Here is a 20948-nt window from a genome sequence, read left to right on the forward strand (position 1 = left end):
GCCGGCGCTCAGAAGACCAGCGTGCCGCTAGCCCGCTGCACATGGCGGCGGCGCGCCTTGCGGTACAGGGCGCCGATGACCGGCAGCCGCGCAAGGCGGCGCAGGATCGGGTGGCGCTGGTCGAAGTCGTGCCACGCCTTGAAGCCGTGGCCCATGCGCTCCCAGCTTTCCCTCGCCTCTGGGGAAAGCTTGCCGGGGTCGAACGCCGCCAGCTTTGCCGCTTCCGAAACGCGCGCCGCGAGGGCGTGGCTCCGGCCTTCCAATGAATACTGATTCCGCATGGGGCCGCATATTACCCGGGCTTGGCCCGTCGTGGCAGCAGTCCGGCTGCGCACCGCGCATGCGCCAGGGAGCCGCTTTTGACCGCTCCGCGCAAGCCGTTGTAATTAAAGGAGTTTGGGCATCTATGCCCGCACTATCCCAAGGCTTGTCCACAGAACTTGTGGGTAACTGCCGCCGCGCACATCACTTCAAGGCAGTCACGACCATGTCGCGCACGCTTTCGAAACCCGCGACGTATTGCGGGTTCTCCGAGCGCGCAAGCAGGCTGGAATAGTTCTGTTCGAGCTGCGCCTCGATGGCCTCGCGCAGCCCCGGCGAACTCTTCACCAATTGCAGCACCGACAGCAGCGTGGCATTGAGCGCATCGATGCGGCCGCCCTGATGCGAGATGGTGTGCACGACGACGGCGATCTGTTCCTGGATATCCATGATGTAAAGCCTCCTGGCAATGAAATTTGGCGCAAATCCTAGCATGGCGCCCGCGCGCGTCGAGCCGGGGCCGCACGTGGCGTACCCCCTGCCGCGGCTAGGCAAGCACGGGGGTCGGCGCTAGCATGAAGCGTAGCCGCAAGGGCACCGCGGCGCACGCCGCCGGCGCTGCCTTCAGACGCCCGGCACAACCGGAGCGCGCTCATGAAAACGATCCAGAATTACGTCCCGCCCAGCGCCCAGTCGCTGCAACGGCTGCAGGACAGGCTGGGCTACAGCGATGGCAAGATGGCCGAGCTGGCCGGGCTGGACGCATCGACGCCCTGGCCCAGTTATGTCGGCGGCGCCGAGCCGCGCACGCTGGGCCGGCAGCGGCTGTTCTACATGATGGCGCGCCTGACGCTGCAGGAGTCCGAATGGCAGCGCGTGCTGGCCGCCATGCGCGAGGCCGGCGCGCACTTCGATTGCCAGGATCCCCACGCTGGCGACGCGCCGCCGCCGCCCGAACCCATGGCGGACGAAGAGCGCAAGTTCGGCATGCTGCTGGTCAGCCGCAACGGCTCGTTCCACGAAATGGAGCAACTGCGTGAATTCGCGCATTTCGCCCATGAGGCGGATGTCAGCCGTTTCGTGCACAGCGCGTTCTATGACAGCGACATCGACCTGTGCCGCTTCAGCTTCGCGGACCACGACGGCCTGGACGACGCCAGCCGCGACCGCATCTTCGACGCAGCCCAGAAAACGATCACGCGCTTCGAGTTCGACGGCCGCATCTATCACGGCGGCATTCCGCCCGAGTCCGACGGCTAACCCCGCCGCATTGACGCAGGCAGGCCGGCGCCTGTACCGTCGCCACTTCGCCATCCGCCCGACGCCATCGCCCACCGCATGAACGAACGACTCGACGCCATCGACCGGCAACTGCTGAGCCTGCTGCAGGCCAATGCGCGCGAACCGGCCGCCATCCTCGCGCGCAAGCTTGGCCTGGCGCGAACCACCGTGGTGGCGCGTATCGCGCGGCTCGAGCGCGAGCGCATCGTCGCGGGCTATGGCGTGCGCCTGGGCCGGCTGCTGGAAGAGGCAGCGGTGCGGGCCTACTGCTTCATCAGCGTGCTGCCCAAGACGCCGGCGGCCGTGATCCGCGAGCTGGAAAAGATGCCCGAGGTCGAAGAGGTGTCTTCCGTCAGCGGCCCCTACGATTACCTGATCTTCCTGCGCTGCGAGACCCATGAGCAGCTGGACGCGCTGCTGGACCGCATCGGGCTCATCGACGGCGTCAAGCAGACCCAGACCTCGATCGTGCTCAGCCGCAAGGTCGACCGGCGCAGCGCGGTCGCCGCGCCCTGACCGGCGGCCTTTGCCCCGCCCGTCTTTCCGGCGGGCGCAACATGGTGGTGTAATGGGGGCCTGTCGCGAATCCTGGATTTTTCATGCTTGCTCGCCTTGCCCCTGCCGCCGCCCTCCTCGTCCTGTTGACCGCGTGTTCCAGCATGAGCGAGGTCAAGCCCCTCGAAAAAGACCAATACAGCGTCACCTACAGCTCCGGCACGCAACTGCTGAGCTGGGTCGAGATCAAGATCAAGACATTGGAGCGCGCGGACGAATACTGCCAGTCGCTTGGCCGCAAGCTGGTCAAACCCAGCGTGACGTCCAACCACGCCACCGGGCTGGGCTCCAAGCGCGCCACGGTCACCTTCGAATGCGCGCCGATCGATCCGCCCAAGCCCGCCGCCCAGTAGATGCCCACGGCGCCGTCCGGCTTCGGGTGTAGCATTTCCGCATTCCCCCTCTCTCTGCCTGCATCGTGAATACTCTTCTGCCCGTGGGCATCACCATGGGCGATGCCGCCGGCATCGGTCCCGAAATCGTCGTCAAGGCCTGCGCGCAGGGCTTGGGCGCGCCCTGTGTGGTGTATGGCGACGCGGGTGCGCTGCACCGGGCGGCCGCGCAGCTTGGCGCGCGCCTGGACATCGTCGAGATCGCCGGCGTCGGCCAGGCTCGGCCCGATGCGGGCTGCATCCAGGTGGTGGCCTGCAGCCCCGCCCTGCCGGCGGACCTGCCGTTGGGACGGGTCAGCGCGCTGGCCGGCCGCGCGGCTTACGATTACGTTTGCGCCGCCATCGACGATGCGCTCGCCGGACGCATCCGCGCCATCGTCACCGCGCCGCTGAACAAGAAGTCCATGCACGAGGCCGGCATCGATTTTCCGGGCCACACCGAAATCCTGGCCGACCGCTCCGGCACGCAGAATTTCGCGATGATGCTGGCCAATGATGAGCTGCGCGTGCTGCTGGTGACGATCCACGTCGCGTTGGCCGATGTCATGGCGCGCATCACGCCGCAAGCCGAGCTGACTGCCATGCGCTTGGCGCACCACGCCTGCCGCCAGATGGGAATCGCGCAGCCGCGCGTCGCCGTCGCCGGACTGAATCCGCACGCGGGCGAAGGCGGCAAGTTCGGCCGCGAAGACGTGGACATCATCGAGCCGGCCATCGCTGCCGCCCGCGCCGAAGGCATCGATGCCAGCGGCCCCTGGCCGGGCGACACCATTTTCATGCGCGCCCGCCGCGGCGAATTCGACATCGTCGTGGCGCAATACCATGACCAGGGCCTCATCCCGGTCAAGTACCTGGGCCTGGATCATGGCGTGAACGTCACCGTCGGACTGCCCTTCGTGCGCACCAGCGTTGACCACGGCACCGCGTTCGACATCGCTGGCAAGGGTCTGGCCGACCATGCATCCCTGGTCGCGGCCTTTGACCTCGCGCTGGCGATGACGCCCTGAGCGCGTAAAAAGCCGCCGGTTGCCTCAGCGCGCGGACGATTCGCGCGGCCGCGCCACGGCCCGGCCGCGCGCCGGGTCTACAATACGCCCCGTTTCCGGCGCCCTGCGCCACCGCTTTCCGTTCTTCCCTCCCTTCCCATGTCCCGCCTCGTTCGACTCCTGCCTGACCGCTTCACCCTCTACCTGATCTGCACCGTCATCATCGCCAGTTTCCTGCCCGCGCACGGGCAAGGCGTCGTCGTGTTCGGCTGGATCACCAACGTGGCCGTGGGCCTGCTGTTCTTCCTGCACGGGGCGCGCCTTTCCCGTGAGGCCATCATCGCGGGCCTGACGCACTGGAAGCTGCACCTGACCATCTTCTCGGCGACGTTCCTGATGTTCCCGCTGCTGGGGTTGGCGCTGCAGCCGGTGCTCGAGCCGCTGGTCACGCCCGAGTTGTACCTGGGCATCCTGTTCCTGTGCTGCCTGCCGGCCACCGTGCAATCGGCCATCGCGTTCACGTCCATGGCGCGCGGCAACGTTCCGGCCGCCGTGTGCAGCGCGTCGGCGTCGAGCCTGCTTGGCATCTTTCTCACGCCCCTGCTGGTTGGCACGGTCGTGGCCAACGCCGGCAGCGCGCCGATCTCGTTCGATGCGGTCGGCAAGATCATGCTGCAACTGCTGCTGCCGTTCGTGCTGGGCCAGTTCGCGCGGCGCTGGATTGGCGCCTGGGTCCACAAGCGCAAGGCCATGCTCAAGTTCGTGGACCAGGGCTCGATCCTGCTGGTGGTCTACACGGCATTTTCCGAAGCCATCAACGAAGGCCTGTGGAGCAGCACCCCTATCCCCGCGCTGGTTGGCCTGGTCGTCTGCTGCTGCGTGATCCTGGCGCTGGCGCTGGGCCTGTCGGCCCTGGCCGGCCGGATGTTTGGATTCAGCATCGAAGACCGCATCACGCTGCTCTTCTGCGGCTCGAAAAAGAGCCTGGCCAGCGGCATTCCGATGGCTCAGGTGCTGTTCGCCGGGCACGCCGTGGGTGCGGTGGTGCTGCCGCTGATGCTGTTCCATCAGATCCAGCTGATGGTCTGCGGCGTGCTGGCGGCCCGCTACGGCAAGCGGCCGGATGCGCAGCACTGATCGCTGCCCAGAATAAAAAACCGCGCACAGCGCGGTTTTTTATTGGGCGGCGGCGGTTGCCAGGATCAGTACATGTCCCGCGGCTGCGCGCCGGAGAAGTTCAGGAAGCGCGTGCTGGAGCCCTGGAACGTCAGGCGCACCGTGCCGATGGGACCGTTACGCTGCTTGCCGATGATGATCTCGGCCGTGCCCTTGTCCGGCGAATCCGGGTTGTAGACTTCGTCGCGATAGATGAACAGGATCACGTCCGCGTCCTGTTCGATAGCGCCCGATTCACGCAGGTCGCTCATCACGGGACGCTTGTTGGGGCGCTGCTCCAGGCTTCGATTCAACTGCGACAGCGCGATCAGGGGGCAGTTCAGTTCCTTGGCCAGACCCTTGAGCGAGCGGCTGATTTCCGACACTTCGGTGGCCCGGTTTTCGCCGGAGCCGTTGCCCGACATGAGCTGCAGGTAGTCGATGATGATGAGGCCGAGCTGTCCGCACTGGCGCGCCAGTCGGCGCGCGCGGGCGCGCACTTCCATCGGGCTGAGCGCGGGCGATTCGTCGATATAGACCTGCGCGTCCTGCATGAGCTGCACGGCGTGGGTGACGCGCGGCCAGTCTTCGGCGATCAGCTTGCCGGTGCGCATGCGGTGCTGGTCCAGCAGCCCCACGGAACCCAGCATACGCATGGCGAGCTGAACCGCGCCCATTTCCATGGAGAACACCGCCACAGGCAGGCCCTCTTCGATGGCGACGTGTTCGCCGATGTTCATGGAGAACGAGGTCTTGCCCATCGACGGGCGTCCCGCCACGATGATGAGGTCGCCGCCCTGCATGCCGGACGTCATCTTGTCCAGGTCGGTAAAGCCCGTGGGCACGCCCGTCACGTCGGACGTGCTCTCGCGGTGATAGAGCTCGTCGATGCGCTCGACCACCTGGGTCAAGAGCGGCTGGATCTCCTGGAAGCCCGCGGCGCCGCGCGCCCCTTCCTGGGCGATCTTGAACACCTTGGACTCGGCCTCGTCCAGCAGTTGGCGCGCTTCCTTGCCCTGCGGGTTCATGGCGGCCGAGGAGATTTCGTCGGCGATGGACACCAGCTTGCGCAGCATGGCGCGCTCGCGCACGATCTCGCCGTAGCGGCGGATGTTGGCGGCCGACGGCGTGTTGTGCGCCAGCGCGTTCAGGTACGCCAGCCCGCCGGACTCTTCGGCCTTGCCCGCGCTGACGAGGGATTCGTGCACGGTGATGACGTCGGCCGGGCGCGCCAGACCGATCAGGCGAGCGATGTGGTGCCAGATCAGCCGGTGGTCGTGCCGGTAGAAGTCTTCTTCGAGGAGCACGTCCGCGATGCGGTCCCATGCGGCGTTGTCCAGCAGCAGTCCGCCCAGGACCGACTGCTCGGCCTCGATGGAATGGGGGGGGACGCGCAGGTACTCGAGCTGGGAATCGGCGGGTGTGTTCATGGCTTCAATAGTAACGGCTGCAGGATATCGGCGACGCGGAAAAACCCTTGGATATCGCGCGAGGGAAAACGGGCGAGGACCGGGCGCAGGGGCATGGCGATGCCGCACAGCACGCGCGCCAGCCGCTTCAGGCGGACGCGCACCTCGGGATCCGGATTGCTCTCCAGGTAGACGTCCAGCGCCAGCTTGCCCAGCGACCTGGCGTCGTCGTCTTCGAGTTTACGCAAGGAGACCAGCGAGGCCAGCATCTGGAACAGGTCATACGCTTGCGCAAGCGGCCGGGACAGCGTCGCGCCGATGTTTTCCTCGAAGTCGATGCGCCAGATCTCGCCATCGCGCAACGTCACGTTGCGGATCTGAGCGCCGCCATGCCACATGCCGCGCACATGGAAAGCGGCCAGGTCGGCCGCGGCGGCGCGCGTGAGCCACAGGCGCGAGGTGGAGTCTTCGTTGCGGATGAGATCGGCCAGGTCTTCGCCCACGAACTCCAGCACAAGCAGGTTCTGCTCGCGCCACCAGACTTCGGGGACACGGGCCCCGGCTTGCAGCAACTGCGCCAGACGCTGCCCTTCGTGGGCCAGGCCATTGCGCAGCAGCACGCTGGGGCGCGGAAACTCGCCCAGGAACACCTTGCAGCCCACGGCGAGGAACAAGGCGCGCACGTAGCGCAGGACATAGCTCACGCCCTGCAGGATGCCGGGCCGGCGCCGCTTGATGATGCAGCGCACGCCATCTATCGTCACATCGCGCACCGAAGGTTCACGCGACGCATCCACGCTGTCGAGCCAGGCTCGCAATCCGGGCGGGGCGTTGTGGTGGACAGGCGGATGAGTCAAGAGGTCCTCGGGAATGACAGCGTACAGCGAGGGTGTGGGGCCACGCACCCTTCAGCAGAAAATGGGCCCATTGCCGCGAAAAGAAAAAAAGCCGGCGCGCGGGCCGGCTTCTTTTTACCGCGACTGCCGGATCAGGACAGTTCGCCTTCGACCAGCACCGTGATGTCGACCACGACGTCGGCGTGCAGGGCGACCTGGACCGGGTACTCGCCGATGGCCTTGAGCTGACCATTGGGCAGACGGACCTGAGCCTTTTCGACGGCTTCGAACGAAGCCTTCTTCAGACCTTCGGCGATGTCGGCGTTGGTGACCGAACCGAACAGACGGCCGTCGACGCCGGCCTTCTGAACGATCTTGAGCTGGTAGCCGTTCATGCGCTCACCCAGCGCTTGGGAAGCGGCCAGCTTTTCAGCCTGGGCCTTTTCCAGTTCGGCGCGGCGGGCTTCGAATTCCTTCAGGGCGGCGTCGGTTGCGCGACGGGCCTTCTTCTGGGGAATCAGGAAGTTGCGGGCGTAGCCATCACGCACGCGCACGACTTCACCCAGGTTGCCCAGGTTGACGACTTTTTCGAGCAGAATAACTTGCATTTCAGTGCCCCGGATTAGTTGTGGTTGTCGGTGTAAGGCAACAGAGCCAGGAAGCGCGCGCGCTTGATGGCGGTGTCCAGCTGGCGCTGGTAGATTGCCTTGGTGCCGGTCAGGCGAGCCGGGATGATCTTGCCGTTTTCTTGCACGAAGTCGCGCAGGGTGTCCAGATCCTTGTAGTCGATCTCTTCGACGCCGGCTGCGGTGAAGCGGCAGAACTTACGACGCTTGAAGAGCGGGTTCTGCTGCGTGAATTTGCGTTTTTCTTTGCGTTTTCCGAAGAAAGCCATGATATGTGCCTTTATGTTTGAGGGGACTGGGTCATTGCCCACTTCCCCATAACCTATCCGTATTCAGAAGGCGCTCTCGCACCCTGGGTCTCATTCGCTTCAAGCCACCTGCGGATCGCGTCCGGCGCTTGCCTTGATCTTGCGTGCCTGCTGCAGATGCAGCTTGATCTTCACCGAGTCCTTGCGGGTGGGAGCCAAAAAACCCTGCACCAGCAATTCGGACCCTAACGCGGTGTCCTTCAACAGCAGCGCCAGATCTCCCAGTGCCACGGCGGCGATCGTCAGTTCGACACGGCGCGGGTGGCCGGCTTCGATGACCTCCGACTCGTGCGCCAGCAGCATTTCGAGTGCTGGCAGACCGGCGGGCGTGTGGCGCAAAGGCTCGCATTCGAGAACGCGTGCGCTGAGTTCCAGCTTGTTCATCCTGCCTGGTACCGAGGGGACTTGATGCGATGAGCTCTGCGTGAGCGTGCTTACTCGGCCTGAGCCGGGGCAGCTTCCGCCGAAGCCTTGCGGGCTTCTTCGCGCTCGACCGACTTCATCATGATCGACGGGGTGGTCTGGGCCTTCTTGGTCTTGATGACCAGATGGCGCAGCACGGCGTCGTTGTAGCGGAACGAGTGTTCCAGCTCATCCAGCGTGGCTTGGCCGCACTCGATGTTCAGGCAGACGTAGTGAGCCTTGACGAGCTTCTGGATCGGGTAGGCCAGTTGACGGCGGCCCCAGTCTTCCAGGCGATGGATCGAGCCGCCTTGGCCCGTGACCAGTGCTTGGTAACGCTCGACCATGGCGGGCACTTGCTCGCTTTGGTCGGGGTGAACGATAAACACTACTTCGTAGTGACGCATGGGTAAAACTCCTTGAGGATGTCTTGCTGGCAGTTCGTCTTGCACCCGCGCTTTCCATCATGGGTGGATCAAGGATCATCGACGATCGCCGCAAGGGGCAGCCCGCTACCCAAAAACCATGGGCGGTCGAGCAAGAAAGCTCTCGATTATCACCGATTGAGCGATCCCGTGCAAGCCGATGAAAGCTCAGGAAATAAGGGACGCGTTACCGGCAGACGCCTGCCCGTCGGCGGCGGGCAGATCGGACTGGCCAATGGGCCGCGGCCGGTTCACGGCGCTGACCATGACGTAGCTGATGATCATCAGCAGGAACCACGAGCCCAGCTTGGCGATGGACACCACCTGCCACACGTGCGACTGGTTGGGATAGCGCCACGCATTGGCGAAGGTGCCGATGTTCTCGGCGAACCAGATGAAGAGCGCCACCAGCACGAAGCCCAAGAGGAGCGGCATGCGCCGGTAGACCTGCCAGATGCGGAAATACACCCACGTGCGCGCGAACAGCATGGCCGTCATCGCGAACAGCGCCCACCGGAAGTCCCAGACGTAATGGTGCGCGAAGAAATTCAGGTAGATCAGCACCGACAGCGCCACCGTCGCGGCCAGCGGCGGATGCGCCCGAAAGCGAAAGTCGAAGAGGCGCCACACACGGGCAAGATAGCTGCCCACCGCGGCATACATGAAGCCCGTAAAGAGCGGCACGCCGCCAATGCGCAGCACGCTCGCCTCGGGATAGATCCACGAGCCGGCCGCGGTCTTGAAGATTTCCATGCAGGTGCCGACCACATGGAACATCAGGATCACGCGGGCCTCGCTCCAGGTTTCCATGCGCAGCGCGAGCAACGCGGCCTGGATGCCCAGCGCCGCAAGCGTCAGGAAGTCGTAGCGCGCCAGGGCGGCATCCTTGGGATACCACCAGTGCGTGCCCAGCAGCAGCGCGCACATCAGGCCGCCAAAAAGACAAGCCCACGCCTGCTTCACGCCGAAGCGGAAAAACTCGTACAGCGCCACGCCAAGGCGGCCCCGGCTGGCCAGGTTGCTGGCCAACCGCACTTCCCATTGCTGCAGGCCGGCAATGAGCGGCCAGTCGCTGGCCGCCGGATGGCGCATCGGCGCTCAGCCTTCGACGACGGCGTATGCCGAGTGGTTGTGGATGGACTCGAAGTTCTCGGCCTCGACGCGATAGCGCGCGATGCCGGGATGGGCGTTCAGGCGGGCGGCCACGTCGCGCACCAGGTCTTCGACAAACTTGGGGTTGTCATAGGCGCGCTCGGTGACGAACTTTTCGTCGGGGCGCTTGAGCAGGCCCCACAGTTCGCAGGAGCCTTCGTCTTCGATCAGGCGGATCACGCCGTCCATCGAGATGTCTTCGTTCAGGATGGCCGAGACCGTGACGTGCGAACGCTGGTTGTGCGCGCCGTACTCGGAGATGGCCTTGGAACACGGGCACAGGCTGGTGACGGGCACCTGCACCACGAGCTCGAACTCGACCCGGTCGGCCTGTGCGCGCGCGATCCACTGGACCTCGTAGTCGAGCAGGCTCTGCACGCCGGAGATCGGCGCGGACTTGTTGATGAAGTACGGGAACGAGGCCGTGATGTCGCCGCGCTCGGCATGCAAGAGCGGCAGCATGTCGGCCGCCATGGTGCGGAACAGCGCCGGCGTCATGGGCGTGCTGCGGTATTTTTCGAGCAGGGCCACGAAGCGGGACATGTGCGTGCCCTTTTCTTCGGGCGGCAGGGCCACCGTCAGCGTCCAGTTGGCGACCGTGCCTTGCGCCGAGCCGTCGCCGCTTTGGACCAGCATGGGGTGACGAACGCCGCGGATGCCGACGCGCTGGATCGGGATATGCCGCGTGTCCGTGGCGCTCTGGACGTCGGGCATCACGATGGCGGGGTCGATCGGAGAATTCATTTCGGCTTACCTGTCCGGGCCCGGTGCGCCGTGAAGCGACCCGCCCAGTTGTCTTGAAAGGGGCTAATTATCGCCCACCCGCAGGCGATCAGGAGCGGTAACCCTGTGGCCCGCATGCCCGAGGGGGCCGGAACAGTGTGTTTCATCCTTGCGGCTTCATGCTTGCGCCCTCGGCCGCAAGCATGAAGCCGGCTCAGGCCAGCAGGCTGGCGTAACGCGTGCGGATCGACTGCTCGATGCCCGCGGCATCCAGGCCCAGGCCGGCCAGCAGGGCCGATTGTTCGCCGTGGTCGATGAATTCGTCCGGCAGGCCCAGTTGCAGCACCGGGATCAGCACGCCGGCCGCGCTCAGCACTTCCAGCACCGCACTGCCCGCGCCGCCCATGATGCACGCGTCTTCCACGGTGACGAGCGCGTCGTGGCGGCTCGCGAGATCCAGGATCAGGTCGCGGTCGATCGGCTTGACGAAGCGCATGTCGGCCACGGTGGCATCGAGCTTGCCGGCGGCGCCCAGCGCTGCCTGCACCAGCGTGCCAAAACCCAGGATGGCGATCTTCTTGCCTTCACGCCGCACGATGCCCTTGCCCAGTTCAACGGTATCCAGGGCTTCGGCTTCCGCCGCGCCGCAGCCCGCGCCGCGCGGATAGCGCACCGACGCCGGACCCGGGTACTGATAACAGGTGGACAGGAGCAGACGGGTTTCGTTTTCGTCGGAGGGCGTGGCCACCACCATGTTGGGCACGCAGCGCAGGAACGCGATGTCGTAGTTGCCCGCGTGCGTGGCGCCGTCCGCGCCCACGATGCCGGCGCGGTCCAGGGCGAAGGTCACGTCCAGGTTTTGCAGGGCGACGTCATGGATGAACTGGTCGTAGCCGCGCTGCATGAAGGTGGAGTAGATGGCGACGACGGGCTTCTGGCCCTCGCACGCCACGCCAGCCGCGAACGTGACGGCATGCTGTTCGGCGATGCCCACGTCGAAATACCGCTGCGGAAAGCGTTGTTCGAATTCGACCAGGCCACTGCCTTCGCGCATGGCCGGGGTGACGGCCACCAGACGCGCGTCCTCTTGGGCCGTGTCGCACAGCCACTTGCCGAACACCTGCGTGAAGGTGCGCTTGCCCGGCGCCTTGGACTGCAGGATGCCGACGGCCGGATCGAACTTGCCGGGACCGTGATACAGCACCGGGTCGGCTTCGGCCAGTTTGTAGCCCTGGCCCTTGCGCGTGACGACGTGCAGGAACTGCAGGCCCTCCAGGGCTTTCAGGTTCTGCAGCGTGGGGACCAGCGCGTCCAGGTCGTGGCCGTCGATGGGGCCGACGTAGTTGAAGCCGAATTCCTCGAACAGCGTGGCGGGCGTGACCATGCCCTTGGCGTGTTCCTCGAAGCGGCGCGCCAGCTCGAGCACCGGGGGCACATGCTGCAGCACCGCCCGGCCCACATTCTTGGCCGTGGCGTAAAAGCGTCCGGACATCAGGCGCGCCAGATACCGGTTCAGCGCCCCCACCGGCGGCGAGATCGACATGTCGTTGTCGTTCAGGATCACCAGCAGGTTGATGCCGGGCGTGACGCCCGCGTTGTTCATGGCCTCGAACGCCATGCCGGCCGACATGGCGCCGTCGCCGATCACCGCGATGTGCTGGCGCTGCACGCCCGCATTGCGCGAGGCGACCGCCATGCCCAGTGCCGCCGAGATCGACGTGGACGAGTGCGCGGTGCCGAAGGCGTCGTATTCGGATTCGCTGCGCTTGGGGAAACCGGAGATGCCGCCCTGCTGGCGCAGCTTGGCCATGCCGGCCCGGCGCCCCGTCAGGATCTTGTGCGGATAGGACTGATGGCCGACGTCCCAGACGATGCGGTCATGCGGCGTGTCGAACACCTGATGCAGCGCCAGCGTGAGTTCGACGGTGCCCAGGTTGGACGACAGGTGACCGCCCGTTTTGGATACCGACTCCAGCACGAAGCCACGCAGTTCGTCGGCGAGCTTTTTCAGTTCGCGACGATCCAGGCGCTTGAGGTCAGCCGGCGATTGAATGCGGTCCAGTAAATCTGTCGTCATGCTTTTATGGGGTTCGTTGGCCCGGCCTACCAGGAAGGCCGGGCTGATCTCGGATCAGCGGTCTCGAAGAACGATGAAGTCGGCAAGCTGGGCCAGGCGCCCGCCGGCGTCGCCCAGCGGCGCCAGGGCGGCCAGCGCCGTCACACGCAGTTCCTCGGCGAAGGCCCGCGCTGCGTCAAGGCCCAGCAGGGAAACATAGGTGGGCTTGTTTTCAGCGGCGTCCTTGCCGGGCGTCTTGCCCAGGCTGGCGCTGTCCGCGGTGACGTCCAGAATGTCGTCGACCACCTGAAACGCCAGGCCCATGGCCTGCGCGTAGGCATCCAGCGCCTGGCGCGAGGCCGAGCTGGCGCCCGCCACGATGCCGCCCAACGCCACGCTGCACGCCAGCATCGCGCCGGTCTTCATGCCGTGCATCGTCTGGAGTTCGTCGCGCGACAGCGCGCGGCCGACGCTGAACAGATCGATGGCCTGTCCGCCCGCCATGCCACGGCTGCCGGCGGCGCGCGCCAGCGACTGGGTGGCCTGGACGATCAGCGCCGGGGCAATCGGCATGGAGGCGATCAGCTCAAACGCCAGCGGCTGCAACGCGTCGCCCGCCAGCATGGCGGTGGCTTCGTCGAACTGCACGTGCGTGGTGGGCCGGCCGCGGCGAAGCGTGTCGTCGTCCATGCAGGGCAGATCGTCATGGATCAGCGAGTAGGCGTGGATCAGTTCGACGGCGGCCGCCGCGCGGTCCAGAGAGGCCTCGATGGCCAGCACGCTGCCACTGACGGGACAAGCCTGACCGGCGGCATAGACCAAGGCGGCCCGAACGCGCTTGCCGCCGCCAAGCACGGCGTAGCGCATGGCTTCGTGCAAACGGGCAGGCGCCAGGTCCGCCGGCGGCAGCAGGTCGTCGAGCACGTCTTCGACATGCAGCGCACGGCCTTGCAACCACTCGGGAAAAGCGAGTTGAATTTGCTTCATCGGCTTCTTATTCGTCGTCCAGCGCCGCGGGATCCAGCGGCCGGAGCAGGCCGCCCTCGAGGACCTTGACCTGCTGCTCAGCCTGGGCCAGTCGTTCCTGGCAAACCCGTGTGAGCGCCACACCGCGCCGGTAGGCAGCCAGCGACTGCTCGAGCGGCAACGATCCGTCTTCCATGGCCGCGACCAGCGATTCCAGTTCGGCCAGCGCCGTTTCGAAATCCTGGGGCAAGGGACGATCGTCGTTCTGCGGATCAGCTTGAGTGGGTTTGGCCAAACGGGCCTCCGGGGCACTAGGGGGTGGATTAATCCGTGAATTGTACGAGATAGCCAAGCGCTGCCCGCAAGCGCCCCGCGCGCTAGGCCGGCGCCCCCGCCAGACCTGCCACGGCAGCCTGGAGCGCCGGGGCCACGCGGTCGCGAAGGAGCGAGGCCTCGAGCAGGCTGGCCGGTCCGCCGCAGCTCATGACGAAGACGCCCTCGCCCGTGATCGACGTGAACGGCACGGCGACGGCGTTGATGCCGGACTGCCATTCGCCGATTGCGAAGCAGCAGCCGGTTTGCGCGAGTTCGGCGCGCGCCCGCGCAATGGTCTCGGCGGCTGGGGCGCCCTGGTCCAGACGCGCGAGGACGGCGTCGCACTCGTCTGCGGGCAGGCTGGCGAGATAGGCGCGCCCCATGGCGCTGTCCAACGTGGCTCGGTAACCCACGGGCAAGCGCAAGTACAGCGCCGACGAGCCGTGGATGGCTTCGACGTAGGTCATGGCATCGCCGTCGAAGGCGCCCAGGGCCACGGCGCCACCGGTGTCGCGCGCCAGGTCGGTCATCGAGGCCTTGGCAAGCTCACGCACCTCTAGTCCCGCAAGCAGGCCGAATCCCAGCGCCAGCACGCCATAGCCGGGCGAGTACTTGCCGGTGTCGGGGTGGTAGCGCAGATAACCCAGTTCAGTGAGCGTGTAGGTGATGCGGCTGATGGTGGGCTTGGGCAGGCCCGTCAGGCGCGCCAGGTCCAGGTTGCCCAGCGCGGCCACGCCGTGCCGGAAGCACCGCAGCACGTCCAGGCCCCGCGCCAGCGCCGTGATGAAGTCGGGCGAATGGGCGCCTTCTGCCGAGCCGGCGGCGCGCTTGCGGCGCGCGGGCAGGCTCAGTTCAAGCTTCTGGTCCGGCTTGGACGGCGGGAGGGGGGCGCGCTTGCCGCTAGAAAATGATTGCATTTCTATACGCTTCGTTTTTATAGTTTATTTCGAATGACAAAATTAAATTCCATATAACGGAATTTATAGCATCCCAGGAGACCTGGCAAGCGGCCCGATGTTCGCACCCGGCGTGCGTATCAAGTCAGCCAAGCCAGGCCCGTCGATCCACTCTGACCACGCGATTTCAAGGGGAAAACATGATTCGCAACAGCTTCAAACTGCTCGCCACCCTGATGCTCAGCGCTGCCGCGCTGGGCGCGCAGGCCGACACGTATCCGGCGCGGCCCATCAAGGTGATTTCGCCCTTCCCGGCCGGCGGCGCCACAGACGTGCTGACGCGCGTGCTGGCCGAGCGGATGGCCAAGAACCTGGGCCAGTCGATGATCGTGGAGAACAAGGCCGGCGCGGGCACGTCCATCGGCGCCGCCTACGTCTCGCGCGAAGCGCCGGACGGCTACACCATCCTGATGGCCACGAACTCCACGCTGGTGACCAACCGCTATCTGTATAAGGAACTGCCCTACGACCCCGACAGCTTCGCCAAGATCGGCATGGTCGGCGTCGGCCCGCTGGTCCTGCTGTCCACGCCGAAGCGCCCGTTCAACAACACCCAGGACGTGGTGGCCTACGCCAAGCAGAATCCGGGCAAGCTGACGTTTGCCACGTTCGGTCCGGGCACCTCGTCGCACCTGGCCGGTGAACTGTTCAAGGAACGCGCCGGCATCGACATCCTGCACGTGCCGTTCAAGGGCGCCACGCAGGCCCTGCCCGCCCTGATCAGCGGCGACGTGGACCTGTTCTTCGACATGGTGGCCACCGGCATGCCGCAGGCCGACGCCGGCAAGGTCAAGGTCTTCGCGATCACCAGCCCCAAACGCCTGGCGACGCAGCCCAACCTGGGCACGCTGGCTGAACAGGGTTACCCGTCGTTCGACATGACCGCCTGGTTCAGCTTCGTTGCGCCCAAGGGCACGCCCGCGCCCGTGGTCGAACGCCTGCAGGCCGCACTGACCGAAACGCTGCAGGACGAAGCCGTGAAAAAGCGCTTGCTGGACATGGGCATCGACCCGCGTTCGGGCACCGCCGCCGAACTGGACAAGCAGATCAAGACCGAGCAGCCCATCGTGTCGCAACTCATCAAGCAGGCCAACATCGTCCTGCAGTAAGCCTCTACCCGCCGGTTTCGTGACAAAACGTTCGCGGACCGCCGGCCCGCGATCGGCCTGCCCGTGGCTCAGCTGCGGGCAGGCCCCTTCCCCCCGACAGCGCCCTCCCGGCCCTGTCGGTTTTTTACGCGCGGCTTAACCCCTGGATACAGAAATCGGCGTGGCGGCGCTGATAAGGTAAGGCGAGAAGAAGCCGAACCATCCGGGAGCCCGATGCCTCACCCCGAAGACCGATACGCCCGCCTTGACACAGCCCGATGGCTGGCTGCGCTGGCCGTCGTTCTGCTGCACAGCGCCGCACTCATCGTCAGCGATCCCGCCGCGCATGGCCGCGGCGCATGGCTGGCCGCCAACCTGTATGACTCGGCCGCGCGCTGGTGCGTGCCCGTCTTCGTGATGGTGAGCGGCGCCCTGCTGCTCGATCCCGATAAGCCCCACGATGCGCGGCGCTTCTACAGCAAACGCATGGCGCGGATTTGCGCGCCGCTGCTGTTCTGGACGCTCTTCTACCTGACGTGGCGCACCGGCCTGGATTGGTGGGACGACGGACGCGTGGACTTTTCGTTCTGGCCGCGCAAGGTCGCGCAGGGCGAGCCCTACTACCACCTGTGGTACCTGTACATGATCGTCGGCCTGTACCTGTTCGCGCCGCTGGTGCGGGTGCTGTATGCGCGCAGCACGCCGAAAGCGCGGGCGTTGTGGGTCGTGGGCATCCTGGGGGTGGCGATCCTTGACGCCCTGTATCGCCGCGCGCTGGGCGCGCCGCATGGTTTTTTCCTGACGTGGTTCCTGCCCTATCTGGGCTACTTCGTCGCCGGCCGCCTGATCTTTGACGGCGAGATGCGCGTGCCGCGCCCGGGCCTGATGCTTGCCGCCACCGTGGCCGCGACGGCGATGGGCGTGACGATCATGTCCAACGGCCACGTGCTGGACACCTACTTCTACGACTACTTCAGCCTGACGGTCCCGTTCATGTCGCTGGCCGCGTTCCAATGGATCGTGTCCTCGCCGCGGCTGCCCAGGCTTGCCGCGCTGGCCCCGCTGACCTTTGGCGTCTATCTCATCCATCCGGTCTTCCTGGATGTCGCGCGCCGCGCGGGCGCGTTTTCCGGCGGCGACCGCGATGTGTGGGCGGTGCCCTTGCTGACGATGATGGTGTTTGCGTTGTCAGCCGCCAGCAGCTGGCTGCTGCGCCGTCATCCGGCCACCCGCCGCCTCGTCTGAAAGACCTACGGATTAAAGGGTTAATCGCGCTTTGCGCCGGGTCAATGCCACCCGCGGATTGCCTCGATAAGCCGGGGGGATTGCCCCGGGCGTCGCACAGGCCCTTGGGGTACAATTCACGGCTTACTTGATCGGCCAGACACCGATTTTTCTTCGCGCCAGAACGGATTCAACCAGGCTCGAATTCACGAACAAGACCCGCCGGAACCGTCGCCGGGATCCTGGACTTGAACAAAAGCACCTGGCAAGGCTCAAACCGTCCTGGCTTTTTTATCCGAGCGGAGGGAATCATGACCGACATCGGTCGGATGGCACATGTCGTGCCAGCTCGCACCCAGCTACCCGTCAGCGCATATTTTGACGAAGCCCTCTTTGCCCGCGAGCAAGAACTCATTTTCAAGCAATCCTCGCTTTATGTCGGCCACCAGAAATTGGTGCCCGAAATCGGGGATTGGCGTACGTTGGTCCAGGAAAACGGAGGGCGCTCGCTGGTTCGCAACCAGCACGGCGTCGAACTCATCTCAAATGTCTGCCGCCACCGTCAGGCACTGATGCTTGGCGGCCAGGCCGGCAACGTGGCCGGCAACTGCAACACGCACGGCAATCTGAAGGCCACGGGCGGCAACATTGTCTGCCCGCTGCATCGCTGGACGTACAACAACCAGGGTGGTTTGTTGGGCGCGCCGCAGTTCGAGACCACGCCCTGCATGAACCTGCAGAAGTTCCGCCTGCGCGATTGCCACGGGCTGCTCTTCGAAGGCCCGCGCGATCCGGCCGCCGACATGGCGCCGCTGTTTGCGCGTCCCGAATTCGACTTCGGCGACTACGTGCTGGACCACGTTGAAGTGCATCAGTGCAACTACAACTGGAAGACCTTCATCGAGGTCTACCTCGAGGACTACCACGTCGGCCCGTTCCATCCCGGACTGGGGCGTTTCGTCACTTGCGACGACCTGACCTGGGAGTTCAACGACTGGTACAGCCTGCAGAAGGTGGGCGTGCACAATGCGCTGGCGCAGCCGGGCTCGGACGTCTACAAGCAGTGGCACGACCGCCTGCTGTCGTTCCGCGAAGGCGACGCCCCCGACTTCGGCGCCGTGTGGGTCACGTACTTCCCGACGCACATGATCGAGCTTTATCCGCATGTGCTGGTGCTGTCCACGCTGTACCCGAAGGGCCCGCAGGAAACGGTGAACGTGGTCGAGTTCTACTACCCCGAGGAAATCGCCGCCTTCGAGCGCGAATTCGTCGAGGCGCAGCGTGCGGCCTACATGGAAACGGCCATCGAGGACGACGAGATCGCCGAACGCATGGACGCTGGCCGCAAGGCATTGATGCTGCGCGGCGTGAACGAGACCGGTCCCTACCAGTCGCCCATGGAAGACGGCATGCAGCACTTTCATGAGTGGTACCGCCGCATCATGCAAGCGGTGTAGTTCCCCTGCCCCGGCTTGCAAGAAAAAGGGCCTCGCGACATCGGTTCCGATTCGCGAGGCCCTTTTTTCGTCTGGATGCGTCAGCGTGCGTCAGCGTCCGATGACACCAGCGACCGTCCTTTCGCCGATCGCCAGCCCCACCGTCATGCCGACGCCGGAGTGCATGACCGCCACCGTGGTCGCCGGATCCACCGGCATGACCGAGAACGGCGCCGGCCCGTGCGCGCCGTAGACGCCCTGCCAGCGCTCCACCACGCGCAGCCGCGCGCCCAATGCCTGCGACGCCAGGTCCAGCATCGCGTTGTCGACGGCCTCGTCATTGAACGGCAGCGCGTCCTGTCCATAGCGGTGCGAATCGCCGATGATCAGTTCGCCGTAGGGCGTGGGGCTGATCAGCAGGTGGATGCCGTTTTCCAGCAGCATGGGCGTGCGCGCCTGGATCACGCCGCGCAGCGCCTGCGCCGTGGGCAGGTCCGAGAACGCGCCGTAATGTACGCACGACAGCCCGGTCAGCAGCGGCCGGTCCACCGCGATGGGATGCGTGTCGAACACCGCGCGCAGCATCTGAAGGCGCGTGACCTCCAGATCCAGCGGCGCGAACAGTTCCGGCAGCAGGGTCAGGTAATCGTGGCCCGGGCACACGAACACGTGCGTGCCCGTGAAGTCGCCCGCCGACGTGCTGACTTCGCCCTTTTCCACGGCGCGCGCGAGCGTTCCGGTGATGAAGTCCACGCCCAACGAAGACTGCAGGTAGTGCGTGATGGCCGGCAGCGCCTCGCGCGAATAGATCTGCAGATCGTCGTGGCCGCGCAGCGCCAGGCAGTGATGCGCGAGCTGGCCGCCATAAAGGCCGGCCACCTCACGCGCGGAAAGCAGATCCGCGCGATACCCTTCCTGCCGCAGGCGCGTGTCCGCGAACTCCTGCAGCACGTCGGCCTCGTCGACGTTGCGGGCCAGCACCAGCGCCCCGTTGGCGCGCACATGAAAACCCGCCTTGTCCGCCAGGTCGAGCCACAGCTCGCGCGACTGCTGCGCGTGCGACAGCATCGTGCCGGGCGCCTGCCCCGTCACGATGACCTGTCCGAAGTTGCGGATGGTGGCGCCGTGGGCCTGGCGGCTGCGCTCGATTACGGCAACGGACAGGCCGCGCTTGGCGGCCGCCCAGGCATGCGCGATGCCGAGCATGCCCGCGCCCACCACGATTACGTCGTAAGTCTTCATCGCCGGGACGCCGCCTTACTTCTTCTTGGGCTCGGACTTGCCGTCGTAGCGGCGGGTCCACTCGGCGATGATGCGGTCGCGATTCGTGGCGGCCCACGTGAAGTCGTTCTTGATCATGCGCGCGGTCAGGTCGGCGGGCAGGTTCGGGTTGGCCGTGGCGATCGACGGAATCGCCAGCACCGCGAAGTTGGCCTTGTACAGCTCATTGGCCTCGCGGCTGGCCGAGAAGTCAGCCAGCTTGCGGGCGGCTTCCAGGTTCTTGGTGCCCTTCATGATGGCGGTGGCTTCCACTTCCCAGCCCAGGCCTTCCGACGGGAACACGGCTTCGACCGGCGCGCCGTCGGCCTTCAGCTTGGCCGCGCGGTAGTCGAACGAAATGCCGATCGGGAATTCGCCGGCGGCAGCCATGTTGCACGGCTTGGAGCCCGAGTGCGTGTACGAGCCGATGTTCTTGTGCAGGGCGTCCATGTAGGCCCAGCCCTTTTCTTCGCCAAACATCTGCAGCCAGGCGCTCACGTCCAGAAAGCCCGTGCCGGACGAGGCCGGGTTGGGCATGACGATCTTGCCGGCATACACCGGCTTGGTCAGGTCCTGCCACGACGTGGGCTTGGGCAGCTTCTGCTTTTCGGCTTCGATCGTGTTGAAGCAGATGGCGGCGGCATAGCCGTCCATGCCGACCCAGGCGGGTTCGGCCTTGGCGTCGCGCATGTTGGCGGCGATCTGGTCCAGACCCTTGGGGGCGTAGGGCTGCAGCATGCCTTCCTTGTCCATCAGGCCCAGCGCCGTGCCGGCCAGGCCCCAGATCACGTCGGCCTTGGGATTGTTCTTCTCGGCCAGCAGCTTGGCGGCGATGATGCCGGTGGAGTCGCGCACCCACTGGATCATGATGTCGGGATTGGCCTTTTCGAAGGCGGCCTGGTAGGCCTTGATCTGGTCGGCTTCCAACGCCGTGTAGACGGTCAGCGTGGTCTCGGCCGAGGCGGCGCCCATCACGCCCGTCAGGGCGGCGGCCAGTGCAAGCAGCTTGTAGCGATTCATGAACAACTCCGTGCGTGAGCGAAAAACAGGATGAACGAGGTCCCCGCGGCCGGCGGCTGCCGGCTGCGGATCGCGGTGAGTCAAAGGTTTCGGGGTGGCCCGGGGCGCCGGGCGGC

The 20948-nt window shown here is 65.7% G+C and carries 24 protein-coding genes; 8 read left to right on the forward strand and 16 right to left on the reverse strand.

Annotated elements, in window-relative coordinates:
- Nucleotides 1–8 precede the first annotated feature (8 nt).
- Nucleotides 9–281 carry a hypothetical protein gene (locus FBY20_RS03160; protein WP_142049977.1) on the reverse strand — a complete coding sequence of 91 codons (273 nt, stop codon included), beginning with the start codon at nt 279–281 and terminating at the stop codon, nt 9–11.
- A gap of 184 nt (nt 282–465) precedes the next feature.
- Nucleotides 466–711, reverse strand: coding sequence for a hypothetical protein (locus FBY20_RS03165; protein WP_056322490.1), 246 nt, complete (start codon nt 709–711; stop codon nt 466–468).
- Between the two features lie 204 nt (nt 712–915).
- Here FBY20_RS03165 and FBY20_RS03170 point away from each other — a divergent pair, with 204 nt between their 5' ends.
- The 5 genes from FBY20_RS03170 (at nt 916) to FBY20_RS03190 (ending at nt 4612) form a co-directional block, all read left to right on the forward strand.
- Complete coding sequence (locus FBY20_RS03170; protein ID WP_056322487.1) at nt 916–1521, forward strand: hypothetical protein; 606 nt, start codon at nt 916–918, stop codon at nt 1519–1521.
- 78 nt (nt 1522–1599) lie between these two features.
- Nucleotides 1600–2058, forward strand: coding sequence for an Lrp/AsnC family transcriptional regulator (locus FBY20_RS03175; RefSeq protein ID WP_056322485.1), 459 nt, complete (start codon nt 1600–1602; stop codon nt 2056–2058).
- A gap of 83 nt (nt 2059–2141) precedes the next feature.
- Nucleotides 2142–2450, forward strand: a complete 309-nt coding sequence (locus FBY20_RS03180; protein WP_056322482.1) for a hypothetical protein — start codon at nt 2142–2144, stop codon at nt 2448–2450.
- Nucleotides 2451–2515: 65 nt separating this feature from the next.
- Entirely contained in the window at nt 2516–3496 is a 981-nt protein-coding gene (gene pdxA, locus FBY20_RS03185) for a 4-hydroxythreonine-4-phosphate dehydrogenase PdxA (RefSeq protein ID WP_142049980.1), read from the forward strand.
- A 138-nt stretch (nt 3497–3634) separates the two neighbouring features.
- Complete coding sequence (locus FBY20_RS03190; protein ID WP_142049982.1) at nt 3635–4612, forward strand: bile acid:sodium symporter family protein; 978 nt, start codon at nt 3635–3637, stop codon at nt 4610–4612.
- A gap of 65 nt (nt 4613–4677) precedes the next feature.
- Here FBY20_RS03190 and FBY20_RS03195 read toward each other — a convergent pair whose 3' ends face one another.
- The 12 genes from FBY20_RS03195 to FBY20_RS03250 form a co-directional block, all read right to left on the reverse strand.
- The gene (locus FBY20_RS03195) at nt 4678–6060 is read right to left on the reverse strand and encodes a replicative DNA helicase (protein WP_056322477.1); all 1383 of its coding nucleotides are present in this window, start codon (nt 6058–6060) and stop codon (nt 4678–4680) included.
- Complete coding sequence (locus tag FBY20_RS03200; RefSeq protein ID WP_056322474.1) at nt 6057–6896, reverse strand: RIO1 family regulatory kinase/ATPase; 840 nt, start codon at nt 6894–6896, stop codon at nt 6057–6059. Before FBY20_RS03200 ends, FBY20_RS03195 begins: the two co-directional genes overlap by 4 nt.
- A 131-nt stretch (nt 6897–7027) precedes the next feature.
- Entirely contained in the window at nt 7028–7483 is a 456-nt protein-coding gene (gene rplI, locus FBY20_RS03205; RefSeq protein WP_056322471.1) for a 50S ribosomal protein L9, read from the reverse strand.
- Nucleotides 7484–7497: 14 nt separating this feature from the next.
- Nucleotides 7498–7770: a 30S ribosomal protein S18 gene (rpsR, locus tag FBY20_RS03210; protein WP_006218308.1), complete on the reverse strand. Its 273-nt coding sequence runs from the start codon at nt 7768–7770 to the stop codon at nt 7498–7500.
- 99 nt (nt 7771–7869) lie between these two features.
- The gene (priB, locus tag FBY20_RS03215; protein WP_056322469.1) at nt 7870–8193 is read right to left on the reverse strand and encodes a primosomal replication protein N; all 324 of its coding nucleotides are present in this window, start codon (nt 8191–8193) and stop codon (nt 7870–7872) included.
- A 50-nt stretch (nt 8194–8243) separates the two neighbouring features.
- On the reverse strand, nt 8244–8618 hold the full coding sequence (gene rpsF / locus FBY20_RS03220; RefSeq protein WP_056322467.1) for a 30S ribosomal protein S6: 375 nt from the start codon (nt 8616–8618) through the stop codon (nt 8244–8246).
- Nucleotides 8619–8804: 186 nt separating this feature from the next.
- Nucleotides 8805–9728, reverse strand: coding sequence for a DUF817 domain-containing protein (locus FBY20_RS03225; protein WP_142049985.1), 924 nt, complete (start codon nt 9726–9728; stop codon nt 8805–8807).
- Between the two features lie 6 nt (nt 9729–9734).
- Nucleotides 9735–10532: a GTP cyclohydrolase FolE2 gene (gene folE2, locus FBY20_RS03230; protein WP_142049988.1), complete on the reverse strand. Its 798-nt coding sequence runs from the start codon at nt 10530–10532 to the stop codon at nt 9735–9737.
- A gap of 193 nt (nt 10533–10725) precedes the next feature.
- Nucleotides 10726–12588, reverse strand: coding sequence for a 1-deoxy-D-xylulose-5-phosphate synthase (gene dxs, locus FBY20_RS03235; RefSeq protein WP_056322456.1), 1863 nt, complete (start codon nt 12586–12588; stop codon nt 10726–10728).
- A gap of 54 nt (nt 12589–12642) precedes the next feature.
- Nucleotides 12643–13554 (reverse strand): polyprenyl synthetase family protein, encoded by a 912-nt coding sequence (locus tag FBY20_RS03240; RefSeq protein ID WP_142049991.1) that lies wholly within the window; start codon nt 13552–13554, stop codon nt 12643–12645.
- A 7-nt stretch (nt 13555–13561) separates the two neighbouring features.
- The gene (locus FBY20_RS03245) at nt 13562–13828 is read right to left on the reverse strand and encodes an exodeoxyribonuclease VII small subunit (protein WP_056322452.1); all 267 of its coding nucleotides are present in this window, start codon (nt 13826–13828) and stop codon (nt 13562–13564) included.
- A gap of 82 nt (nt 13829–13910) precedes the next feature.
- On the reverse strand, nt 13911–14765 hold the full coding sequence (locus FBY20_RS03250; RefSeq protein ID WP_142049993.1) for an IclR family transcriptional regulator: 855 nt from the start codon (nt 14763–14765) through the stop codon (nt 13911–13913).
- A gap of 179 nt (nt 14766–14944) precedes the next feature.
- Between FBY20_RS03250 and FBY20_RS03255 the strand changes: the two genes are divergently transcribed.
- From FBY20_RS03255 to FBY20_RS03265, 3 genes are all read left to right on the forward strand, one after another.
- The gene (locus tag FBY20_RS03255; RefSeq protein ID WP_056322447.1) at nt 14945–15913 is read left to right on the forward strand and encodes a tripartite tricarboxylate transporter substrate binding protein; all 969 of its coding nucleotides are present in this window, start codon (nt 14945–14947) and stop codon (nt 15911–15913) included.
- A gap of 213 nt (nt 15914–16126) precedes the next feature.
- Nucleotides 16127–17137, forward strand: coding sequence for an acyltransferase (locus FBY20_RS03260; RefSeq protein ID WP_142049996.1), 1011 nt, complete (start codon nt 16127–16129; stop codon nt 17135–17137).
- A gap of 290 nt (nt 17138–17427) precedes the next feature.
- On the forward strand, nt 17428–18573 hold the full coding sequence (locus tag FBY20_RS03265; protein WP_142049999.1) for an aromatic ring-hydroxylating dioxygenase subunit alpha: 1146 nt from the start codon (nt 17428–17430) through the stop codon (nt 18571–18573).
- A 90-nt stretch (nt 18574–18663) separates the two neighbouring features.
- Here the strand turns inward: FBY20_RS03265 and FBY20_RS03270 are convergent, their stop codons facing one another.
- Together FBY20_RS03270 and FBY20_RS03275 are read right to left on the reverse strand one after the other, a co-directional pair.
- A complete protein-coding gene (locus FBY20_RS03270; RefSeq protein WP_142050002.1) occupies nt 18664–19794 on the reverse strand; it encodes a TIGR03364 family FAD-dependent oxidoreductase in 1131 nt (376 codons plus the stop codon).
- Nucleotides 19795–19809: 15 nt separating this feature from the next.
- Nucleotides 19810–20832: a putative 2-aminoethylphosphonate ABC transporter substrate-binding protein gene (locus tag FBY20_RS03275; RefSeq protein ID WP_142050005.1), complete on the reverse strand. Its 1023-nt coding sequence runs from the start codon at nt 20830–20832 to the stop codon at nt 19810–19812.
- Between the last annotated feature and the right edge of the window lie 116 nt (nt 20833–20948).

Origin of the sequence: Achromobacter sp. SLBN-14, from assembly GCF_006715415.1 — a bacterium.
Classification (GTDB): Bacteria; Pseudomonadota; Gammaproteobacteria; order Burkholderiales; family Burkholderiaceae_B; genus Achromobacter; species Achromobacter mucicolens.